Annotated in this window: 16 protein-coding genes; 13 read left to right on the top strand and 3 right to left on the bottom strand. The window is 72.6% G+C overall.

The features are described from left to right. The first annotated feature begins 56 nt into the window (after window positions 1–56). Together G3I60_RS20040 and G3I60_RS20035 are read left to right on the top strand one after the other, a co-directional pair. Entirely contained in the window at window positions 57–797 is a 741-nt protein-coding gene (locus G3I60_RS20040) for a membrane protein insertase YidC (protein WP_164295452.1), read from the top strand. A gap of 83 nt (window positions 798–880) precedes the next feature. Then, window positions 881–1735 (top strand): fumarylacetoacetate hydrolase family protein, encoded by an 855-nt coding sequence (locus tag G3I60_RS20035; protein WP_164295451.1) that lies wholly within the window; start codon window positions 881–883, stop codon window positions 1733–1735. A 608-nt stretch (window positions 1736–2343) separates the two neighbouring features. Here the strand turns inward: G3I60_RS20035 and G3I60_RS20030 are convergent. Both G3I60_RS20030 and G3I60_RS20025 read right to left on the bottom strand, forming a co-directional pair. Beyond that, entirely contained in the window at window positions 2344–2814 is a 471-nt protein-coding gene (locus tag G3I60_RS20030) for a heme-degrading domain-containing protein (RefSeq protein ID WP_164295450.1), read from the bottom strand. After that, window positions 2811–3887, bottom strand: coding sequence for a Gfo/Idh/MocA family oxidoreductase (locus G3I60_RS20025; RefSeq protein ID WP_164295449.1), 1077 nt, complete (start codon window positions 3885–3887; stop codon window positions 2811–2813). Before G3I60_RS20025 ends, G3I60_RS20030 begins: the two co-directional genes overlap by 4 nt. A 56-nt stretch (window positions 3888–3943) precedes the next feature. Here G3I60_RS20025 and G3I60_RS20020 point away from each other — a divergent pair, with 56 nt between their 5' ends. The 11 genes from G3I60_RS20020 to G3I60_RS19970 all read left to right on the top strand — a co-directional run bounded on the left by G3I60_RS20020 (window position 3944) and on the right by G3I60_RS19970 (window position 14039). Further along, window positions 3944–5038: an ROK family transcriptional regulator gene (locus G3I60_RS20020; protein WP_138358347.1), complete on the top strand. Its 1095-nt coding sequence runs from the start codon at window positions 3944–3946 to the stop codon at window positions 5036–5038. A gap of 40 nt (window positions 5039–5078) precedes the next feature. After that, on the top strand, window positions 5079–5825 hold the full coding sequence (locus G3I60_RS20015; protein WP_343241370.1) for a GntR family transcriptional regulator: 747 nt from the start codon (window positions 5079–5081) through the stop codon (window positions 5823–5825). 138 nt (window positions 5826–5963) lie between these two features. After that, window positions 5964–7082, top strand: a complete 1119-nt coding sequence (locus G3I60_RS20010) for a TIGR03364 family FAD-dependent oxidoreductase (RefSeq protein WP_164295448.1) — start codon at window positions 5964–5966, stop codon at window positions 7080–7082. An 8-nt stretch (window positions 7083–7090) separates the two neighbouring features. Beyond that, window positions 7091–7855 carry a phosphonatase-like hydrolase gene (locus G3I60_RS20005; protein WP_239070015.1) on the top strand — a complete coding sequence of 255 codons (765 nt, stop codon included), beginning with the start codon at window positions 7091–7093 and terminating at the stop codon, window positions 7853–7855. Next, complete coding sequence (locus tag G3I60_RS20000; protein ID WP_138358353.1) at window positions 7852–9000, top strand: ABC transporter ATP-binding protein; 1149 nt, start codon at window positions 7852–7854, stop codon at window positions 8998–9000. The genes G3I60_RS20005 and G3I60_RS20000 overlap by 4 nt, the downstream gene beginning before the upstream one ends. Beyond that, the gene (locus G3I60_RS19995) at window positions 8997–9905 is read left to right on the top strand and encodes a 2-aminoethylphosphonate ABC transporter permease subunit (protein WP_164295447.1); all 909 of its coding nucleotides are present in this window, start codon (window positions 8997–8999) and stop codon (window positions 9903–9905) included. The genes G3I60_RS20000 and G3I60_RS19995 overlap by 4 nt, the downstream gene beginning before the upstream one ends. After that, a complete protein-coding gene (locus G3I60_RS19990; RefSeq protein WP_164295446.1) occupies window positions 9892–10689 on the top strand; it encodes an ABC transporter permease in 798 nt (265 codons plus the stop codon). Before G3I60_RS19995 ends, G3I60_RS19990 begins: the two co-directional genes overlap by 14 nt. A 53-nt stretch (window positions 10690–10742) precedes the next feature. Beyond that, complete coding sequence (locus tag G3I60_RS19985) at window positions 10743–11807, top strand: 2-aminoethylphosphonate ABC transporter substrate-binding protein (RefSeq protein WP_138358359.1); 1065 nt, start codon at window positions 10743–10745, stop codon at window positions 11805–11807. Window positions 11808–11896: 89 nt separating this feature from the next. Continuing rightward, window positions 11897–12676: an HAD-IIA family hydrolase gene (locus G3I60_RS19980; protein WP_164295445.1), complete on the top strand. Its 780-nt coding sequence runs from the start codon at window positions 11897–11899 to the stop codon at window positions 12674–12676. A 136-nt stretch (window positions 12677–12812) separates the two neighbouring features. Beyond that, entirely contained in the window at window positions 12813–13382 is a 570-nt protein-coding gene (locus G3I60_RS19975) for a hypothetical protein (protein ID WP_138358363.1), read from the top strand. Between the two features lie 6 nt (window positions 13383–13388). Further along, on the top strand, window positions 13389–14039 hold the full coding sequence (locus G3I60_RS19970) for a class F sortase (RefSeq protein WP_343241368.1): 651 nt from the start codon (window positions 13389–13391) through the stop codon (window positions 14037–14039). Between the two features lie 69 nt (window positions 14040–14108). Here the strand turns inward: G3I60_RS19970 and G3I60_RS19965 are convergent, their stop codons facing one another. Further along, window positions 14109–14669, bottom strand: coding sequence for a hypothetical protein (locus G3I60_RS19965; RefSeq protein ID WP_164295444.1), 561 nt, complete (start codon window positions 14667–14669; stop codon window positions 14109–14111). Between the last annotated feature and the right edge of the window lie 172 nt (window positions 14670–14841).

The raw sequence follows: 14841 nt of genomic DNA, 5'->3' as shown, positions 1-14841 counted from the left end.
CGGCTCGTCACGCCGACTTCTTCCGGCCCGACGAGACCCCGTGGAGGGCTCACCCCATGTCCGTATTCGCTCATTTCGTCATGTCCGTCGCCTCGCTGCTCGGCCCGCTCCTGGGCGCTTCGGCGACCGCGGCCGCCATCGTCGCGATCACCGTCGCCGTCCGCCTGGCCCTCCATCCGCTGGCGCGGGCCGCCGCCCGCGGTGAGAAGGCGCGGGCCGCCCTGGCGCCGCGGGTGGCCGAGCTGAACCGCAAGCACAAGAAGAACCCGGAACGGCTCCGGAAGGCACTCGCCGACCTCTACGCGAAGGAAGGCGCCTCGCCGTTCGCCGGCTTCGTCCCGATGCTCGTACAGCTGCCGGTCTTCTTCCTCATGTACCGGGTCTTCTCCTCCTCGGGCGGCGACCTTCTCGACCACACCCTCTTCGGCGCACCCCTCGGCGGCCGGTGGAAGGACGCACTCGCCGACGGCGGGGTGGCGGGGCCGCACGGCGCCGTCTTCCTCGGGCTCTTCGCGGTGATCGCGGCCGTCGCGGGCTGGACGTATCTGCGGGCCCGGAAGGCCGCCGCGACCGCTCCGGCCGCAGCCGTGCCCGCGGCACCCGGTGCCGCTCCCGGCGCCGCCACGATGGCGAAGATCCTTCCGCTGCTCTCCTTCGGCACCCTGCTGACCGCCGCCTACGTCCCGCTGGCGGCCGGGCTGTATCTGGCCACCACCACCGCCTGGAGCGCCGCGGAACGCGCCTGGCTGCAGCGTGCCCCACATGTGGCACTGAATGCCGCGAAGTCCACTTCGTGAAAGGGGGTTGCGTGACGGCCGCGACTACTTGGAGGATCTGCCAAGACATCCGATGACCACCCTCGCCCAACAGGAGTACGTCTGTGAAACTGCTGCGTGTCGGACCCGCCGGAGCGGAAGCTCCGGCCCTGCTGGACGGCGACGGAATCCTGCGCGACCTGTCCGGCGTCGTGCCCGACATCGACGGCGCACTCCTCGCCGACGATGCCGCGCTCGCGCGGATAGCCGCGGCCGCGGCGGACGGATCCCTGCCCCGGCTGGAGGCCGCCCTGCGCGTCGGCCCGCCGCTCGCCCGCATCGGCAAGATCGTCTGCATCGGTCTCAACTACCACGACCACGCGGCGGAGACCGGCGCAGCGATTCCGGCCGAGCCGATCGTCTTCATGAAGGCCCCGGACACGGTCGTCGGTCCCGACGACACCGTCCTGGTGCCGCGCGGCAGCGTGAAGACCGACTGGGAGGTCGAGCTCGCCATCGTCATCGGCCGCGAGCTCCGGTACGCCGCGTCCCACGAGGAAGCGCTGGCCGCGGTGGCCGGCTACGCCCTCTCCCACGACGTCTCGGAGCGCGAGTTCCAGATCGAGCGCGGCGGCCAGTGGGACAAGGGCAAGAACTGCGAGACCTTCAACCCCATCGGCCCCTGGTTCGTCACCGCCGACGAAGTCCCCGACCCCCAGGCCCTGGGCCTGCGCCTCTGGGTCAACGGCGAACCGAAGCAGGCCGGTTCCACCGCGGACCAGATCTTCCCGGTGGCAGAGGTCGTCCGCTACCTGAGCCAGTTCATGGCGCTGTACCCGGGCGACGTGATCAACACGGGGACACCGGCGGGGGTGGCGATGGGCCAGCCTGATCCCAAGCCGTATTTGAGGGCGGGGGATGTGGTGGAACTGGAGATCGACGGCTTGGGCCGCCAACGCCAGGTCCTGGCGGACGCGTAGCCCCTGCCGGGGCGCGGGTGCGGGTACGTCGGCCCCCGCGCCGCCGTTGCGCCTGCGGCGGGCTTTTCCCCACCCACCCGCCCTTGTGCCTTCCGGCACGGGGTGCGGCGGCCCGCGCGGGCCGGTGCCCGCCTGCGGCGGGGGGTGCGGGTACGTCGGCGCCCGCAGCGCCGTTGCGCCTGCGGCGGGCTTTCCCCACCCACCCGCCCTTACCCGTCACGGATGCACGCGTCGGCACCCGCGGACGTGAGGGGGCGGGGCCGGAGGGTCGGGGACGGATGCGCGGCGTCGGCACCGCGGGCGTATGGGGGGACGGGAGACTCATGTGCGTGCGTCGGCACCCGTGGGGGAGGGCGGGGGACGGATGCAGGCGTGTCGGCACCCGCTGCGCCCCCGCGCCGGGCGTTGCCCACGACTCGCGCTTCCGCGGACGGGTGTCCGTGACGTGAGGGGGACGGGGCCGCAGGGGGAGGGGTCCGAAATGCTGCCGTGTATGTGTGAGCCGCTGGGGGCACCCCCGGCCGAAGGTTGGGGGATCGTAAATATACGATTTCGGACCCCTCCCCCCGGAGGGCCCGGCCCCCGACCGACCCACGACGAACCGCCCGCTACCCCCGCACCATGCGCGACAACGCCTCCACCACCAGCGCATGATCCTCCGACTGCGGCAACCCCGACACCGCCGCCGTCCCGACGATCCCCACCCCCGCCACACGCAGCGGCACCGCGCCCCCGTGGGCGGCGTACAGGTCCGGGTCCAGGCGGGAGGATTCCTCGAAGGTGGTGCCCTTGGCGCGGAAGCGGGCGCCGACGAGGTACGACGACGCGCCGTAGCGCTCCGCGACGCGGGACTTACGGGCGAGCCAGGCGTCGTTGTCCGGGGAGGTGCCGTCCAGCGCGTAATGGAAGAGTTGCTGGCTACCGCGACGGATGTCGATCGTCACGGGGGCGTTGCGCTCCCGCGCCAGCTCCACCAGCAGCGACCCCAGCCGCCACGCGTCGTCGTTGCTGAACCCCTGAAGGACGAGGTCGCGTTCCTGCGCTTCGAGTTCAGCGACGAGATCACCGGGAGTGCTCATGAGCGCGCCTCCAGTTCCACCGTGCGGCCCTCGCGGGCGGAGAGCCGGGCCGCCTCCAGGACTTCGAGGGCGGCGGCCGCCTCCAGGGCGGTGACGGGCGGGGCCGAACCGTCGCGGAGGGCCGCGGCGACCGCCGCGTAGTAGGCGGGGTAGTCGCCCGGCAGGGTCGGGACGGGGCGAGCGGAGTCGCCGGCCCCGAGGGTGCCCCAGTCGGACTCCGGCTCGACGCCCCAGTCGCCGTCGGCGGAGCCGGGCCGCAGGCCGTCGCGGAGGGCGGCCTCCTGCGGGTCGAGGCCGTACTTGACGTAGCCGGCGGTGCTGCCGAGTGCCCGGAAGCGGGGGCCGAGCTGGGCGGTGGTGGCGCTGGCCCACAGGTGGGAGCGGACGCCGCTCGCGTGGGTGATCGCGATGAACGTGTCGTCGTCGACCTCGGCGCCGGGGCGGCGGACGTCGGACTCGGCGTAGACGCGGACGGCCGGGCCGAAGAGCGTCAGGGCCTGGTCGACGAGGTGGCTGCCGAGGTCGTAGAGGAGCCCGCCGATCTCGGCGGGGTCGCCCGACTCGCGCCAGCCGCCCTTGGGCTGCGGCCGCCACCGCTCGAAGCGGGACTCGAAGCGCTGCACGGTGCCGAGCTCGCCGCTGTCCACGAGGTGGCGCAGGGTGCGGAAGTCGTTGTCCCAGCGGCGGTTCTGGAAGACGGAGAGCAGCAGGCCGCGGTCCTTGGCGAGGGCGGCCAGCTCGTAGGCCTCGGCGGCGGTGCCGGCGAGCGGCTTGTCGACGACGACGGGCACCCCGGCCTGGAGGGCGGCGGTCGCGAGCGGCACGTGGGTGCGGTTGGGGGAGGCGAGCACCACGAGGTCGACGGGGTCGCCGGTCCACAGTTCGTCGGGGGAGGCGGAGAACCGGACGTCGGGGTGCTCGGCGCGGGCCTGCTCGCGCCGCTCGGGGTTCGAGGTGACGACCGTGTCGAGGACCAGGCCGTCGGTGGCGGCGATGAGCGGGGCGTGGAAGACGGAGCCGGCCAGGCCGTAGCCGACCAGTCCGACGCGGAGGGGGGTGGCGGGACTACTCATGCGCTCCACTTTCGCAACAGTGTTGCCAAAGAGCAAGCACCGGGGACAATGGAGGGGTGAACAGGGGAATCTCAGGGGCGAACCTGCCCGCGCTGCGGCACCACAACGCCGCTCTGGTGCTCGATCTGCTGCGCGCCGCCACCCGGCACGGGACCGGCGGCATCAGCCGGCTGGAGCTCGCCGAGCGCACCGGGCTCACCCCGCAGGCCGTCAGCAAGATCACCGCGCGGCTGCGGGCCGAGGGGCTGGCCGAGGAGTCGGGGCGGCAGGCGTCGACCGGCGGCAAGCCGCGGACCGAGCTGCGGCTGGTGCGCCGGGCGCGGTACGCGGCCGGGGTGCATCTGGACCGTGACGAGCTGACCGTCGTCCTCGCCGACCTGTCGGGCGAGCGGGTGCGGGCCCGCACCTCCCGGCTCGACTTCGGCCGCCCCGCCGGGGAGGTGCTGGAGGCGGTGGCGCGCGAGGTGCGGGCGCTGGACGCCGGCCCCGCCATCCTCGGCGTCGGCGTCGCGGCTCCCGGGCCGCTCGACCACGCCTCGGGCGTCCTGCACCGTGTCACCGGCTTCCCGGACTGGGACGGCTTCCCGCTGCGCGACGCGCTGGAGCGGCGGCTCGGGCTGCGGGTCGTCGTCGACAAGGACACCAACGCGGCGGCGCTCGCGGTCCTCGGCCAGGACGCGGGGGACGGATCGTTCGCGTATCTGCATCTGGGGACCGGGCTGGGCGCCGGGCTGGTGCTGGACGGCGCCGTCTTCCGCGGCGAGCGCACCGGCGCGGGCGAATTCGGGCACCAGGTCGTGCAGTTGGACGGTCCGGTGTGCGGTTGCGGCAACCGCGGCTGCATCGAGGCGATGTGCCTGGCCGCGGTCGACCGCGGTGACTCGGCGGGCGCCGCGTACCTGCTGGGCGTCGGCGCGGCCAACCTCGTCTCGCTGCTGGACATCGACCGGGTGGTGCTCGGCGGGCGCACCGTACTGGCCGACGAGACGCTGTTCCGGCAGGAGGTCGCGGCGGTGCTGACCGAGCGCACGGCCCGGTCCGCGGGGCGCACGGTGCCGGTCTCGGTGGCCCCCGGCGGGACGCGGGTGGTGGCCGACGGCGCGGCGCTGCTCGTGCTGGCCTCGGTGTTCGGCGGCGCCGCACTCGGCTGACGGGCAGGCGGACCGCCGCTGTTCTGCGAGGATCGGTCCCGTGACAGATCCACATGCCCCGATCCGGTCCGGCATTCCCGAGCACGGCCGGGTGCCCAAGTACTACGCCGTGAAGACCCGGCTGGAGGCCGTGCTCGACGAGCTCGGCGAGGGCGGACTGCTGCCGACCGAGCGGGAGTTGGCGGCCACGTTCGAGGTGGCGCGGGAGACCGTGCGGCAGGCGCTGCGCGAGCTGCTGATCCAGGGCCGGGTGCGGCGCAAGGGGCGGGGCACGGTGGTGGCCGGGCCGAAGCTGGAGCAGCCGCTGTCGCTGGCGAGCTACACCGAGGGCGTCCGGCGGCAGGGCCGGGTCCCGAGCCGCCATCTGATCACTCTGGAGCGGCTGGCGGCGGACGCGGTGCTGGCGCGCGAGTTGCAGATCGCGGCCGGTGACGAGGTCTGGCACATGGAGCGGGTGCTGCTCGCCGACGAGGAACGGGTCGGCCTGGAGAGCACCTATCTGTCGGTGGCCCGACTGCCGTACCTGGAACGGGACTTCGCCCCCGACTCGTCCTTCTACGTGTATCTGCGCGACAAGGCCGGACTGGAACTGATGTCGGCCGACGAGCGGATCGAGACGGTGCTCGCGACGCCGCGCGAGGCGCTGCTGATCGGTACGCCGCCCGCGCTGCCGATGCTGCTGCTGCACCGGACGAGCCGGGACGGCGGGGGAGTGCCGGTCGAGCGGGTGCGCTCGCTCTACCGCGGCGACCGGTTCAGTTTCACCACGCAGATGTCCAAGAAGTAGCCGGGCCGACGGGAGGCTGTGCGAAGGATTTCGATCACGAAATGGTAACGGGTCTAGTCCAAGCGTTGCTGGGCTGTTCACCATCGGTTCATGCATGAGATACGTACGCTTCCGAAGGCCCGAGCACCTTTGGGCCCCATGAGAGTCCTGATCGTCGGCGCCGGTGCGCTCGGCACGATGCACGCCTGGCAAGCCGTCCACCGCGGCCATGAGGTCGTCCACCTGGAGCGCGAGCGGGAGGCCCGCGGCGCCTCCGTACGCAACTTCGGCCTGGTGTGGGTCGGTGGCCGGTCGGCCGGCGAGGAGCTGGAGACCGCGCTGCGGGCCCGTGAGCTGTGGGAGGACATCGGTGCCCGGGTGCCGGGCACCGGCTTCCGCGCCAACGGCTCGCTCACCGTGGTCCGCACCGCGCCCGAGAAGGCCGTCGTGGACGAGGTCATCGCTCGCGCCGACGCCGCCGAGCGCGGCTTCAAGTGGCTGGACGCCGCGGCCGCCCGGGACCACAACCCGGCGCTGCGCGGCGACATCACCGGGGCGCTGCTGTGCGAGCGGGACGCCGCCGTCGAGTCCCGGGTCGCGCTGCCCGCGCTGCGCGAGTACCTGGCGGCGACCGGCCGGTACACGTTCCTCCCCGGCCGCGAGGTCCGGGAGGTCGGGCCCGGCACGGTCCGCGACGACCACGGCGAGGTGCACCGGGGCGACAGCGTCGTCCTGGCCACCGGGGCCTGGCTGTCCGGGCTGGTGCGCGAGCTCGCCCCCGAACTGCCGGTCCGCCGGGTGCGGTTGCAGATGGCGCAGACCGATCCGCTCGGCGAGCCGCTGACCACCTCGGTCGCCGACGCCGACAGCTTCCGCTACTACCCGGCCTACGAGGGCGACGCGCTCGACGCGCTGCGCGCCGGACAGCCGCAGCCGCCGGTGGCCGCCGCGCACAAGATGCAGCTGCTGATGGTCCAGCGCCTCGACGGCGGACTGACCATCGGCGACACCCACGAGTACGACGAGACGTTCAACTTCGACGTCGTCGAGGACCCGTACGACCACCTGCTGGAGCGGGCCGGGCAGCTGCTCGGCCGGCCGCTGCCGCGCATCAGGCGCCGCTGGGCCGGGGTGTACGCGCAGTGCGTGGACACCGCACATGTGGTGCACCGGCAGGAAGTACTGGACGGAGTGTGGCTGGTCACCGGGCCCGGCGGGCGCGGCATGACCTGTTCCCCGGCGATCGGTGAGACGACCGCCGACGCGCTGGGCTGGTGAGGGAAACGATGACCGACAGGACGGACACCATGACGGACGGCAGCATCAAACTGGTCGTGCTCGACATGGCCGGGACCACGGTCGCCGACGGCGGCCTCGTGGAACAGGCCTTCTCCCGCGCCGCCGAACGGCTCGGGGTGGAGCCGGGCAGCGACGACCACGCGAAGAAGCTCGACTACGTCCGCGCGACGATGGGCGAGTCGAAGATCACCGTCTTCCGCGCGCTCTTCGGCGACGAGGACATCGCCCAGCGCGGCAACGCGGCGTTCGAGAGCGCCTACGCGGAACTCGTCGACGGCGGCCGCTGCGCGCCGCTGCCCGGCGCCGCCGAGACGATCGGGAAGCTGCGGGACGAGGGCCGCACGGTCGTGCTGACCACCGGCTTCTCGCGCGTCACCCAGGACGCGATCCTGGACGCGCTCGGCTGGCAGGACATCGCCGACCTCACCCTGTGCCCGGCCGACGCCGGGCGCGGGCGCCCGTTCCCCGACCTGGTGCTCGCCGCACTGCTGCGCACCGGGGCGGCCGACGACGTACGGGAGATCGCCGTCGCGGGCGACACCTCGTACGACATGCTCTGCGGCCGCCGCTCCGGCGCCTCGGTGGTCGCCGGCGTGCTGACCGGCGCGCACGACGAGGCCGCGCTGCGCGGCGCCGGGGCGACCCATGTCCTGGCCTCCGTCGCGGAACTCCCGCGGACGATCGCCGGGTTCACCGGGTTCGCCGCGGCCGACGGGTTCGGCGCGGCCGCCGGGGCGGGGCAGCAGCGATGAGTACGGAGCCGGGCGGGCCCGAGGCGGTCCCGACGTCGCGCGCGGTGCGCAGCGGCATTCGTTTCGACCACGTGAGCGTCACGTACGGGGACCTGACGGTGCTCGACGCGCTCGACCTCACCGTCGAGCCGGGCGAGGTCCTCGCCCTCCTCGGCCCGTCCGGCTCCGGCAAGACCACCGCGCTGCGGGCGGTCGCCGGCTTCGTGCGGCCGTCCGGCGGGCGGGTGCTGATCGGCGGGCAGGACGTCACCGATCTGCCGCCGCACCGGCGCGGCATCGGGATGGTCGTCCAGCAGTACGCCCTCTTCCCGCACCTGCGCGTCGACCAGAACGTCGCGTTCGGCCTCAAGGCGCAGCGCACGCCACGCGCCGCGATACCCGGCCGGGTCGCGGAAGCGCTGGAGATGACGGGGATGGCCGGCTACGCCCGGCGCTATCCGCGCGAACTCTCCGGCGGTCAGCAGCAGCGCGTCGCGATCGCCCGCGCGCTGGCCATCCGGCCCGGCGTCCTGCTGCTCGACGAGCCGCTGTCGGCGCTCGACGCGCAGCTGCGCTCGGGCATGCTCGCCGAGCTGGCGCGGCTGCACCGCGAACTGCCCGACGTCTCCATCCTGTACGTCACCCACGACCAGATCGAGGCGCTCACCCTCGCCGACCGGATCGCGGTCATGGACAAGGCGCGGCTGCAGGACTGCGGCACCCCGCAGGACCTCTACCGCCGCCCGCGCACCGAGTTCACCGCCTCCTTCGTCGGCAGCGCGAACCTGCTGCCGGTCCGGGTCGCGGGGGAGGGGGCGCTGCACTTCGGCGACGCGGTGGTGCGCGCCGCCGAGCTCCCGAAGGGCGCGGTCGAGGGTGCCGAGGCCACGATGTGCGTCCGCCCGCACGCCCTGCGGCTGGCCGCCGCGGGCGCGGCCGGCGGCGCGGCCAACTCGCTGCGCGGCACGGTGACGGGCGTGCAGTGGCGCGGTTCGACCCACCGGCTGCTCGTCGACGCCGGCGGCCACGAGATCCGCGCGGACGTCGGCGACCTGCGGCAGCCGCCGGCGGTCGGGGCGACGGTGACGCTCGCCTTCGACCCCGAGGACACGGTGCTCCTGCCGGCCGGCGTCGGCACGGAGCGACCGCTCCTGGAGCGGGTATGAGTACCGGGACCGTGCGGACGCCGGACCTCGCGGCACCCGTGCCCCGTCCGGCACGGGCACCGCGCGCGGTGCCCCGCTGGGTCTGGGCGCTGCCGCCCGTGGCCGGGCTGGCGCTGGCGTTCCTGTACCCGCTCGTGCTGGTCGTCCAGCAGTCGTTCACCCCGGACACCGGCGGGCACGATCTGTCCGCGTACCGCGAGGTGTTCGCCTCGACGGGTTTCCGCGAGGCGCTGTGGACGACGGTCTGGATCGCGGTCGGCTCCACCGTGGGCTGCCTGGTGCTGGGCTTCGCGCTGGCCCTCGTGATCGCCTTCGTACCGTTCCCCGGCGGGAAGGCGCTCAGCCGGTTCATCGACATCTTCCTCGCCTTCCCGTCCTTCCTGATCACGCTCGCGCTGCTCTTCGTCTACGGCACGGTCGGCATGGCGAACGGCCTGTGGACGGATGCGACGGGCGCGGCGGGTGGACCCGTCGACTTCCTGCACACGCCCTGGGGCGTGCTGCTCGCGGAGATCACGTACTTCACACCGTTCGTGATGCGGCCGCTGCTCGCCGCCTTCTCGCAGGTGGACACCGCGCAGATCGAGGTCGCGTCCTCGCTGGGCGCGAAGGCGCCGCGGATCGTCCGGCAGGTGATCCTGCCGGAGGCGCTGCCGTCGCTCGCGGCGGGCGGCAGCCTGGTGCTGGTGATGTGCCTGAACGAGTTCGGCATCGTGCTCTTCACCGGTGCGAAGGACGTCACCACGCTGCCGATGCTCGTCTACAGCAAGGCGATCCTGGAGTCGGACTACACCGGCGCCTGTGTCGTCGCGGTCGTGAACATCGCCCTGTCGGTCGCCCTCTACGGGCTGTACCGCGCCGTCGTCGCCCGAACAGCCGCCGGAGGCCGTCGTGCTGGTGCATAGCCGCAGCGGCCGCTGGGCCGTGTGGACCGTCTTCTTCGTCCTGTTCCTGCCGCTGTTCGCGCTGCCGTTCGCGGTGATCGCGCTGGCGTCCTTCGCTACGCACTGGAGCGGGGCCTTCCCCTCCGGCGCGACCCTCACCCACTACCAGGACATCACCCGCGGCGAGTCGCTGGACGCGCTCACCACCAGCCTGGTCACCGCGCTGGCCGCGAGCGTGCTGGCCCTGGTGGTCGGCGGCTGGGCGGCGCTGGCCGCCGACGCGCTGCGCGGTCGCGGCCGCAGGCTGCTGGACGCGCTGTTCATGCTGCCGGTGGCGGTGCCGTCGGTGGTGGTCGGGCTGTCCCTGCTGGTGGCGTTCTCGAAGCCGCCGCTGCTGCTCAACGGCACCCGCGGCATCGTCGTCCTGGCCCATACGGTGCTGGTCACGGCCTTCGCGTACCAGTCCGTCGCGGCGGCCGTCGCCCGGCTCGACCCGGCCTACGAGCAGAGCGCCGCGAGCCTGGGCGCCCGCCCCGCGTATGTGCTGTGGCGGGTGAAACTGCCGCTGTTGCTGCCGTCCCTGACCGCGGCGGCCGGCCTCTGCTTCGCCCTGTCCATGGGCGAGTTGAGCGCCACGATGATGCTCTACCCACCCGACTGGCTCCCGCTGCCGGTCAAGATCTTCGGTGCCACCGACCGGGGCTCGCTCTTCTCCGGAGCCGCCCTCGCCGTGGTGCTGATGGTGACGACGCTCGTCGTCCTGCTCGGCGTGAGCCGGATCCGCACCAGGGCCGCCTACCGCTGACGTCCCGCACCACCCCCCGCGATTCCGTTACCCAGCAAGGAGATCGATCTGCCATGCCCGCACACAGTCTCAAGCCGCTCGCCGCCGTCGCCGGCGCCCTGGTCCTCGCCGGTTCGCTCACCGCCTGCGGCGGTTCCTCGGCCGCGAGCGACGCCAAGGAGATCACCGTCTACAGCGCCGACGGCCTCAAGGCCGACGACGGCTCCGGCTTCTACGACAAGGTCTTCAAGGACTTCACCGCCAAGACCGGCATCAAGGTGAAGTACGTCGAGGGCGGCTCCGGCGAGATGGTGCAGCGGCTGGCCCGGGAGAAGTCCAACACCCAGGCCGACGTCGTCGTCACCCTGCCGCCGTTCATCCAGCAGGCCGACAGCAAGGGACTGCTGGACACCTACAAGCCGGCCGGCTCCGACCAGGTCGCCGCCGCCGACAAGGACGCCGGCGGCAAGTGGACCTCGGTCGTCAACAACTACTTCTGCTTCATCTACAACACCAAGGAACTGAAGCAGGCCCCCAAGACCTGGGACGACCTGCTCGGCGCCCAGTACAAGGGCAAGCTGCAGTACTCCACGCCGGGCGTCGCCGGCGACGGCACGGCCGTCGTCATCAAGGCGATCCACGACTTCGGCGGCCTGGAGCCGGCGATGGCGTACCTGAAGAAGCTGCAGACCAACAACGTCGGACCGTCGAAGTCGACGGGCGCGCTCGCGCCCAAGGTCGACAAGGGTGAACTGGTCGTCGCCAACGGCGATGTGCAGATGAACTACGCCGACATGAAGTCCATGCCGAACCAGGGCATCTTCTTCCCCGCCGCGAACGCCACCGGCAAGCCCACCAGCTTCGCGCTCCCGTACGCGGCCGGCCTGGTCAAGGACGCCCCGCACACGGAGAACGGCAAGAAGCTGCTGGACTTCCTGCTCACCCCCGAGGTGCAGCAGGAGGTGTCCTCGGTCGGCGGCGGCTTCCCGGCCCGCACCGATGTGACGGCGACGGACGCGAACGCGGCGAAGCTGAAGGCGATCATGTCCGGCGTCGAGATCTTCACGCCCGACTGGGCCACCGTGAACACCGACCTGGCCTCGTACGTCGACGCCTGGAAGAAGGCGACCGGCAGCTGATCAGCGGATGAGACGGCCGGGGCGTACACGGTGCGCCCCGGCTACGCTGGGCAGCGCAGAGCCGCTCACCAGGACAGGAGAACACGCCCGTGTCGACACGCAAGCCGATCGAATCCTGGCTCACCGACATGGACGGGGTGCTGATCCACGAGGGCACGCCGATCCCCGGCGCCGACGCCTTCATCAAGCGGCTGCGGGAGTCCGGCAAGCCGTTCCTGGTGCTGACGAACAACTCCATCTACACCGCCCGTGACCTGCACGCCAGGCTGTCGCGGATGGGTCTCGACGTTCCGGTCGAGAACATCTGGACCTCGGCGCTGGCCACCGCGAAGTTCCTCGACGACCAGCGCCCCGGCGGTACGGCGTACGCGATCGGCGAGGCCGGTCTGACCACCGCGCTGCACGACGTCGGCTACATCCTCACCGACGTCGAGCCCGACTACGTGGTGCTGGGCGAGACCCGCACCTACAGCTTCGAGGCGCTCACCAAGGCGATCCGGCTCATCAACGGCGGTGCGCGCTTCATCTGCACCAACCCGGACGAGACCGGCCCGTCGGCCGAGGGCCCGCTGCCCGCCACCGGCTCGGTGGCCGCGCTGATCACCAAGGCCACCGGCAAGGATCCGTACTTCGTCGGCAAGCCCAACCCGCTGATGATGCGCGCCGGGCTGAACGCGATCGGTGTGCACTCCGAGACCAGCGCGATGATCGGCGACCGGATGGACACCGATGTGCTCGCCGGGCTGGAGTCCGGCATGGAGACCTTCCTGGTGCTGACCGGTCTGACGTCGAAGGCGGACATCGACAAGTACCCGTTCCGGCCGTCGCGGGTCGTGAACTCGATCGCGGACCTCGTCGACGAGGTCTGAGCGCTCGCACTGTGTGTGACCAGAACCCCCTGATGGCGTAACCAAACGCCGTCCGGGGTGCGGCGGAACCCTCCTGGATGGATGTTCGAAGCACCGGGTACCGCTGGCCGTACCCGGCCGAGCGGAGGTTCCCCCGATGCTAGATATCCGACGACCGGCTGCTGCCGGTGCGGCCGTACTGTTCCTGCTCAGTGGTGCTGTCCCGGCATTCGCCGACAACGAGAGTTCGGCGTCGGCCTCGGGGACGGTGACCGTCACCCCCGGCAAGACCTGGGCGGGCGCGGTCATCACACTGCACGTGAAGAGCGCCTGCCGGTCGGCGAAGGCCAAGGCCAGCGCCGAGGTCTTCGTGAGCCCGGTGACGCTGGCACCGCCGGTCGACGGCCAGGACGGACTGGTCAGTGACGCGTCCATCCGGTCCGACGCGGTGGCGGGCACCTACTCCGTCTCCGTCGAGTGCGACGGCAACACCCACGCCGCCCAGGGCACCGTGGTCATCATCAACCAGGTCGCGCCCGTCACCCCCGTGAAGCCCGAACCGCTCTGGCCGACGGCCCCGGTTCCGGCGGGCGGCGGTGGAACCGCGCAACTGGCCGCCGGCCCGGCCGAGGCCGGTCCCGGCACCGACTCGGTGCTGGCGGTCGGCGGCGCGGCGGCGGCATCGCTCGCGGCCGTGGCGGTGTACCGCCGACGCCGCCACGGTTAGGCCGCGGTGCCCGACGAGGAACGCACGTCCGTCAGCGGCCGCACCTGGGCCGCGGTGGCGATGGGGCTGGTGCTCTTCGCCGCCTGGCTGATGGGCCACCCCGGCGACGGGGTGGACCCGGCCGGCCCCGGCGGACAGCCGGCGGCCGGCTCCGCCGACCGGCCGCCGCAGGTCTACGCCCCGCACCTCCCGCTGGCGGACTCCAAACCGGTGCGGGTGGACATCGCGTCGATCGGGCTGCACGCCGGGATCGTCGAACGGGGCCTGCTGAACGGTGCGGTGGACCCGCCGCCGTACAGCACCCCGGACGTCGCCGGCTGGTTCCGCGGCGGTCCGGCGCCGGGCGCGGCGGGCGCGGCGCTGCTCGTCGGCCATGTCGACACCGAGACCAGGCCCGCGGTCTTCTACGGGCTGAGCACGGTGACGCCGGGCGCGGAGGTGGAGATCCAGCGGGCGGACGGCTCCGTCGCGGAGTTCACCGTCGAAGGCGTCGAGGTCGTCGACAAGGACCACTTCTCCGCGGACCGGGTCTACGGGGCGGGCACCCGGCCGGAGCTGCGGCTGATCACCTGCGGCGGCACGTTCGACCAGGAGAAGCGCGCGTACTCGGCGAACGTGGTCGTCTTCGCGGCGCTGACCGGATCACATCAGGACTGACCGCAGCCGCACGTTTTTTGGCGCCCGGCCGGCGACCCGCTCCCCCCGGAGCCGCCGGCCGGGCGCACCTCACCCTCGGGCGCCTGGACTGCGGGAGTGGTCCGGCGCGGCCGGGGGAGGCTGGGGGAGCCCTGGGGCGGAGTCGTCGGCGGCATCGGCCGGGGCGGCGGGAAGCAGGGCACGGAAGCGGATCAGGACCGCTCCGTCGGTGGCGTGGTGCACCTGCACACCGTCGATCCGCGCCCCGTTCTCGGTGGGGTGGGCGAGTTGCTGGCACAGGGCGGTCGCGGCGTACGAATGCGGTGGGTCGGGCGGGACCGTGAGCGGTTTGTCGTAGCCGTAATCGGTCACCGAGACCGTGCACCGCGCCCCGTCCACGCCCAGGGTCACGCGGTACCGGTGCGCGAGCCCGTGGTCGACGACATAACCGCACGCCAAGGTGATCGCGGCGGCCAGTTGCGCGCTGACCTGCCCGTACGGCCCCAGGGTGTCGAGCGCGGCGCACGTCATCCTGGCGGCCAGCTCATCGCTCCCCGGGGTGCGGTGCAGCGAGAACGTCCAGGAGACATCGAGGGTCGATCGCCGCGGGTCGGAGAGGGGGAGTCGCGAGATCGCCGCAAGCTTCGCCATGACGCCGGTCCACGTCCTGCAGAGTTGGAGGCACTTGAGCCCAGCCGGGCTCCGCCTGGAGCGGGGCCGGGGTCCAGGGCCACGTAGTAACCCTAGAACAGGCGAACGCCTTGCCGCTAGGGCCACTTGACGACACGTCATGGAGTGGGTACTCAGTGCGATGTTTCCAGCC

The organism is Streptomyces sp. SID13666, assembly GCF_010548325.1.
GTDB lineage: Bacteria > Actinomycetota > Actinomycetes > Streptomycetales > Streptomycetaceae > Actinacidiphila > Actinacidiphila fildesensis.
The sequence above is the reverse complement of the archived record's forward strand: the minus strand, read 5'-3'. Positions and strand labels throughout refer to the sequence as shown.

What these genes read in the sequence shown, in the direction of transcription:
- G3I60_RS20040 (WP_164295452.1), top strand. Translation starts at nt 57, where the DNA reads ATGTCCGTATTCGCTCATTTCGTCATGTCCGTCGCCTCGCTGCTCGGC.
- G3I60_RS20030 (WP_164295450.1), bottom strand. Translation starts at nt 2,814, where the DNA reads ATGAGCACTCCCGGTGATCTCGTCGCTGAACTCGAAGCGCAGGAACGC.
- G3I60_RS20025 (WP_164295449.1), bottom strand. Translation starts at nt 3,887, where the DNA reads ATGAGTAGTCCCGCCACCCCCCTCCGCGTCGGACTGGTCGGCTACGGC.
- G3I60_RS20010 (WP_164295448.1), top strand. Translation starts at nt 5,964, where the DNA reads ATGAGAGTCCTGATCGTCGGCGCCGGTGCGCTCGGCACGATGCACGCC.
- G3I60_RS20005 (WP_239070015.1), top strand. Translation starts at nt 7,091, where the DNA reads ATGACCGACAGGACGGACACCATGACGGACGGCAGCATCAAACTGGTC.
- G3I60_RS20000 (WP_138358353.1), top strand. Translation starts at nt 7,852, where the DNA reads ATGAGTACGGAGCCGGGCGGGCCCGAGGCGGTCCCGACGTCGCGCGCG.
- G3I60_RS19995 (WP_164295447.1), top strand. Translation starts at nt 8,997, where the DNA reads ATGAGTACCGGGACCGTGCGGACGCCGGACCTCGCGGCACCCGTGCCC.
- G3I60_RS19985 (WP_138358359.1), top strand. Translation starts at nt 10,743, where the DNA reads ATGCCCGCACACAGTCTCAAGCCGCTCGCCGCCGTCGCCGGCGCCCTG.
- G3I60_RS19975 (WP_138358363.1), top strand. Translation starts at nt 12,813, where the DNA reads ATGCTAGATATCCGACGACCGGCTGCTGCCGGTGCGGCCGTACTGTTC.
- G3I60_RS19965 (WP_164295444.1), bottom strand. Translation starts at nt 14,669, where the DNA reads ATGGCGAAGCTTGCGGCGATCTCGCGACTCCCCCTCTCCGACCCGCGG.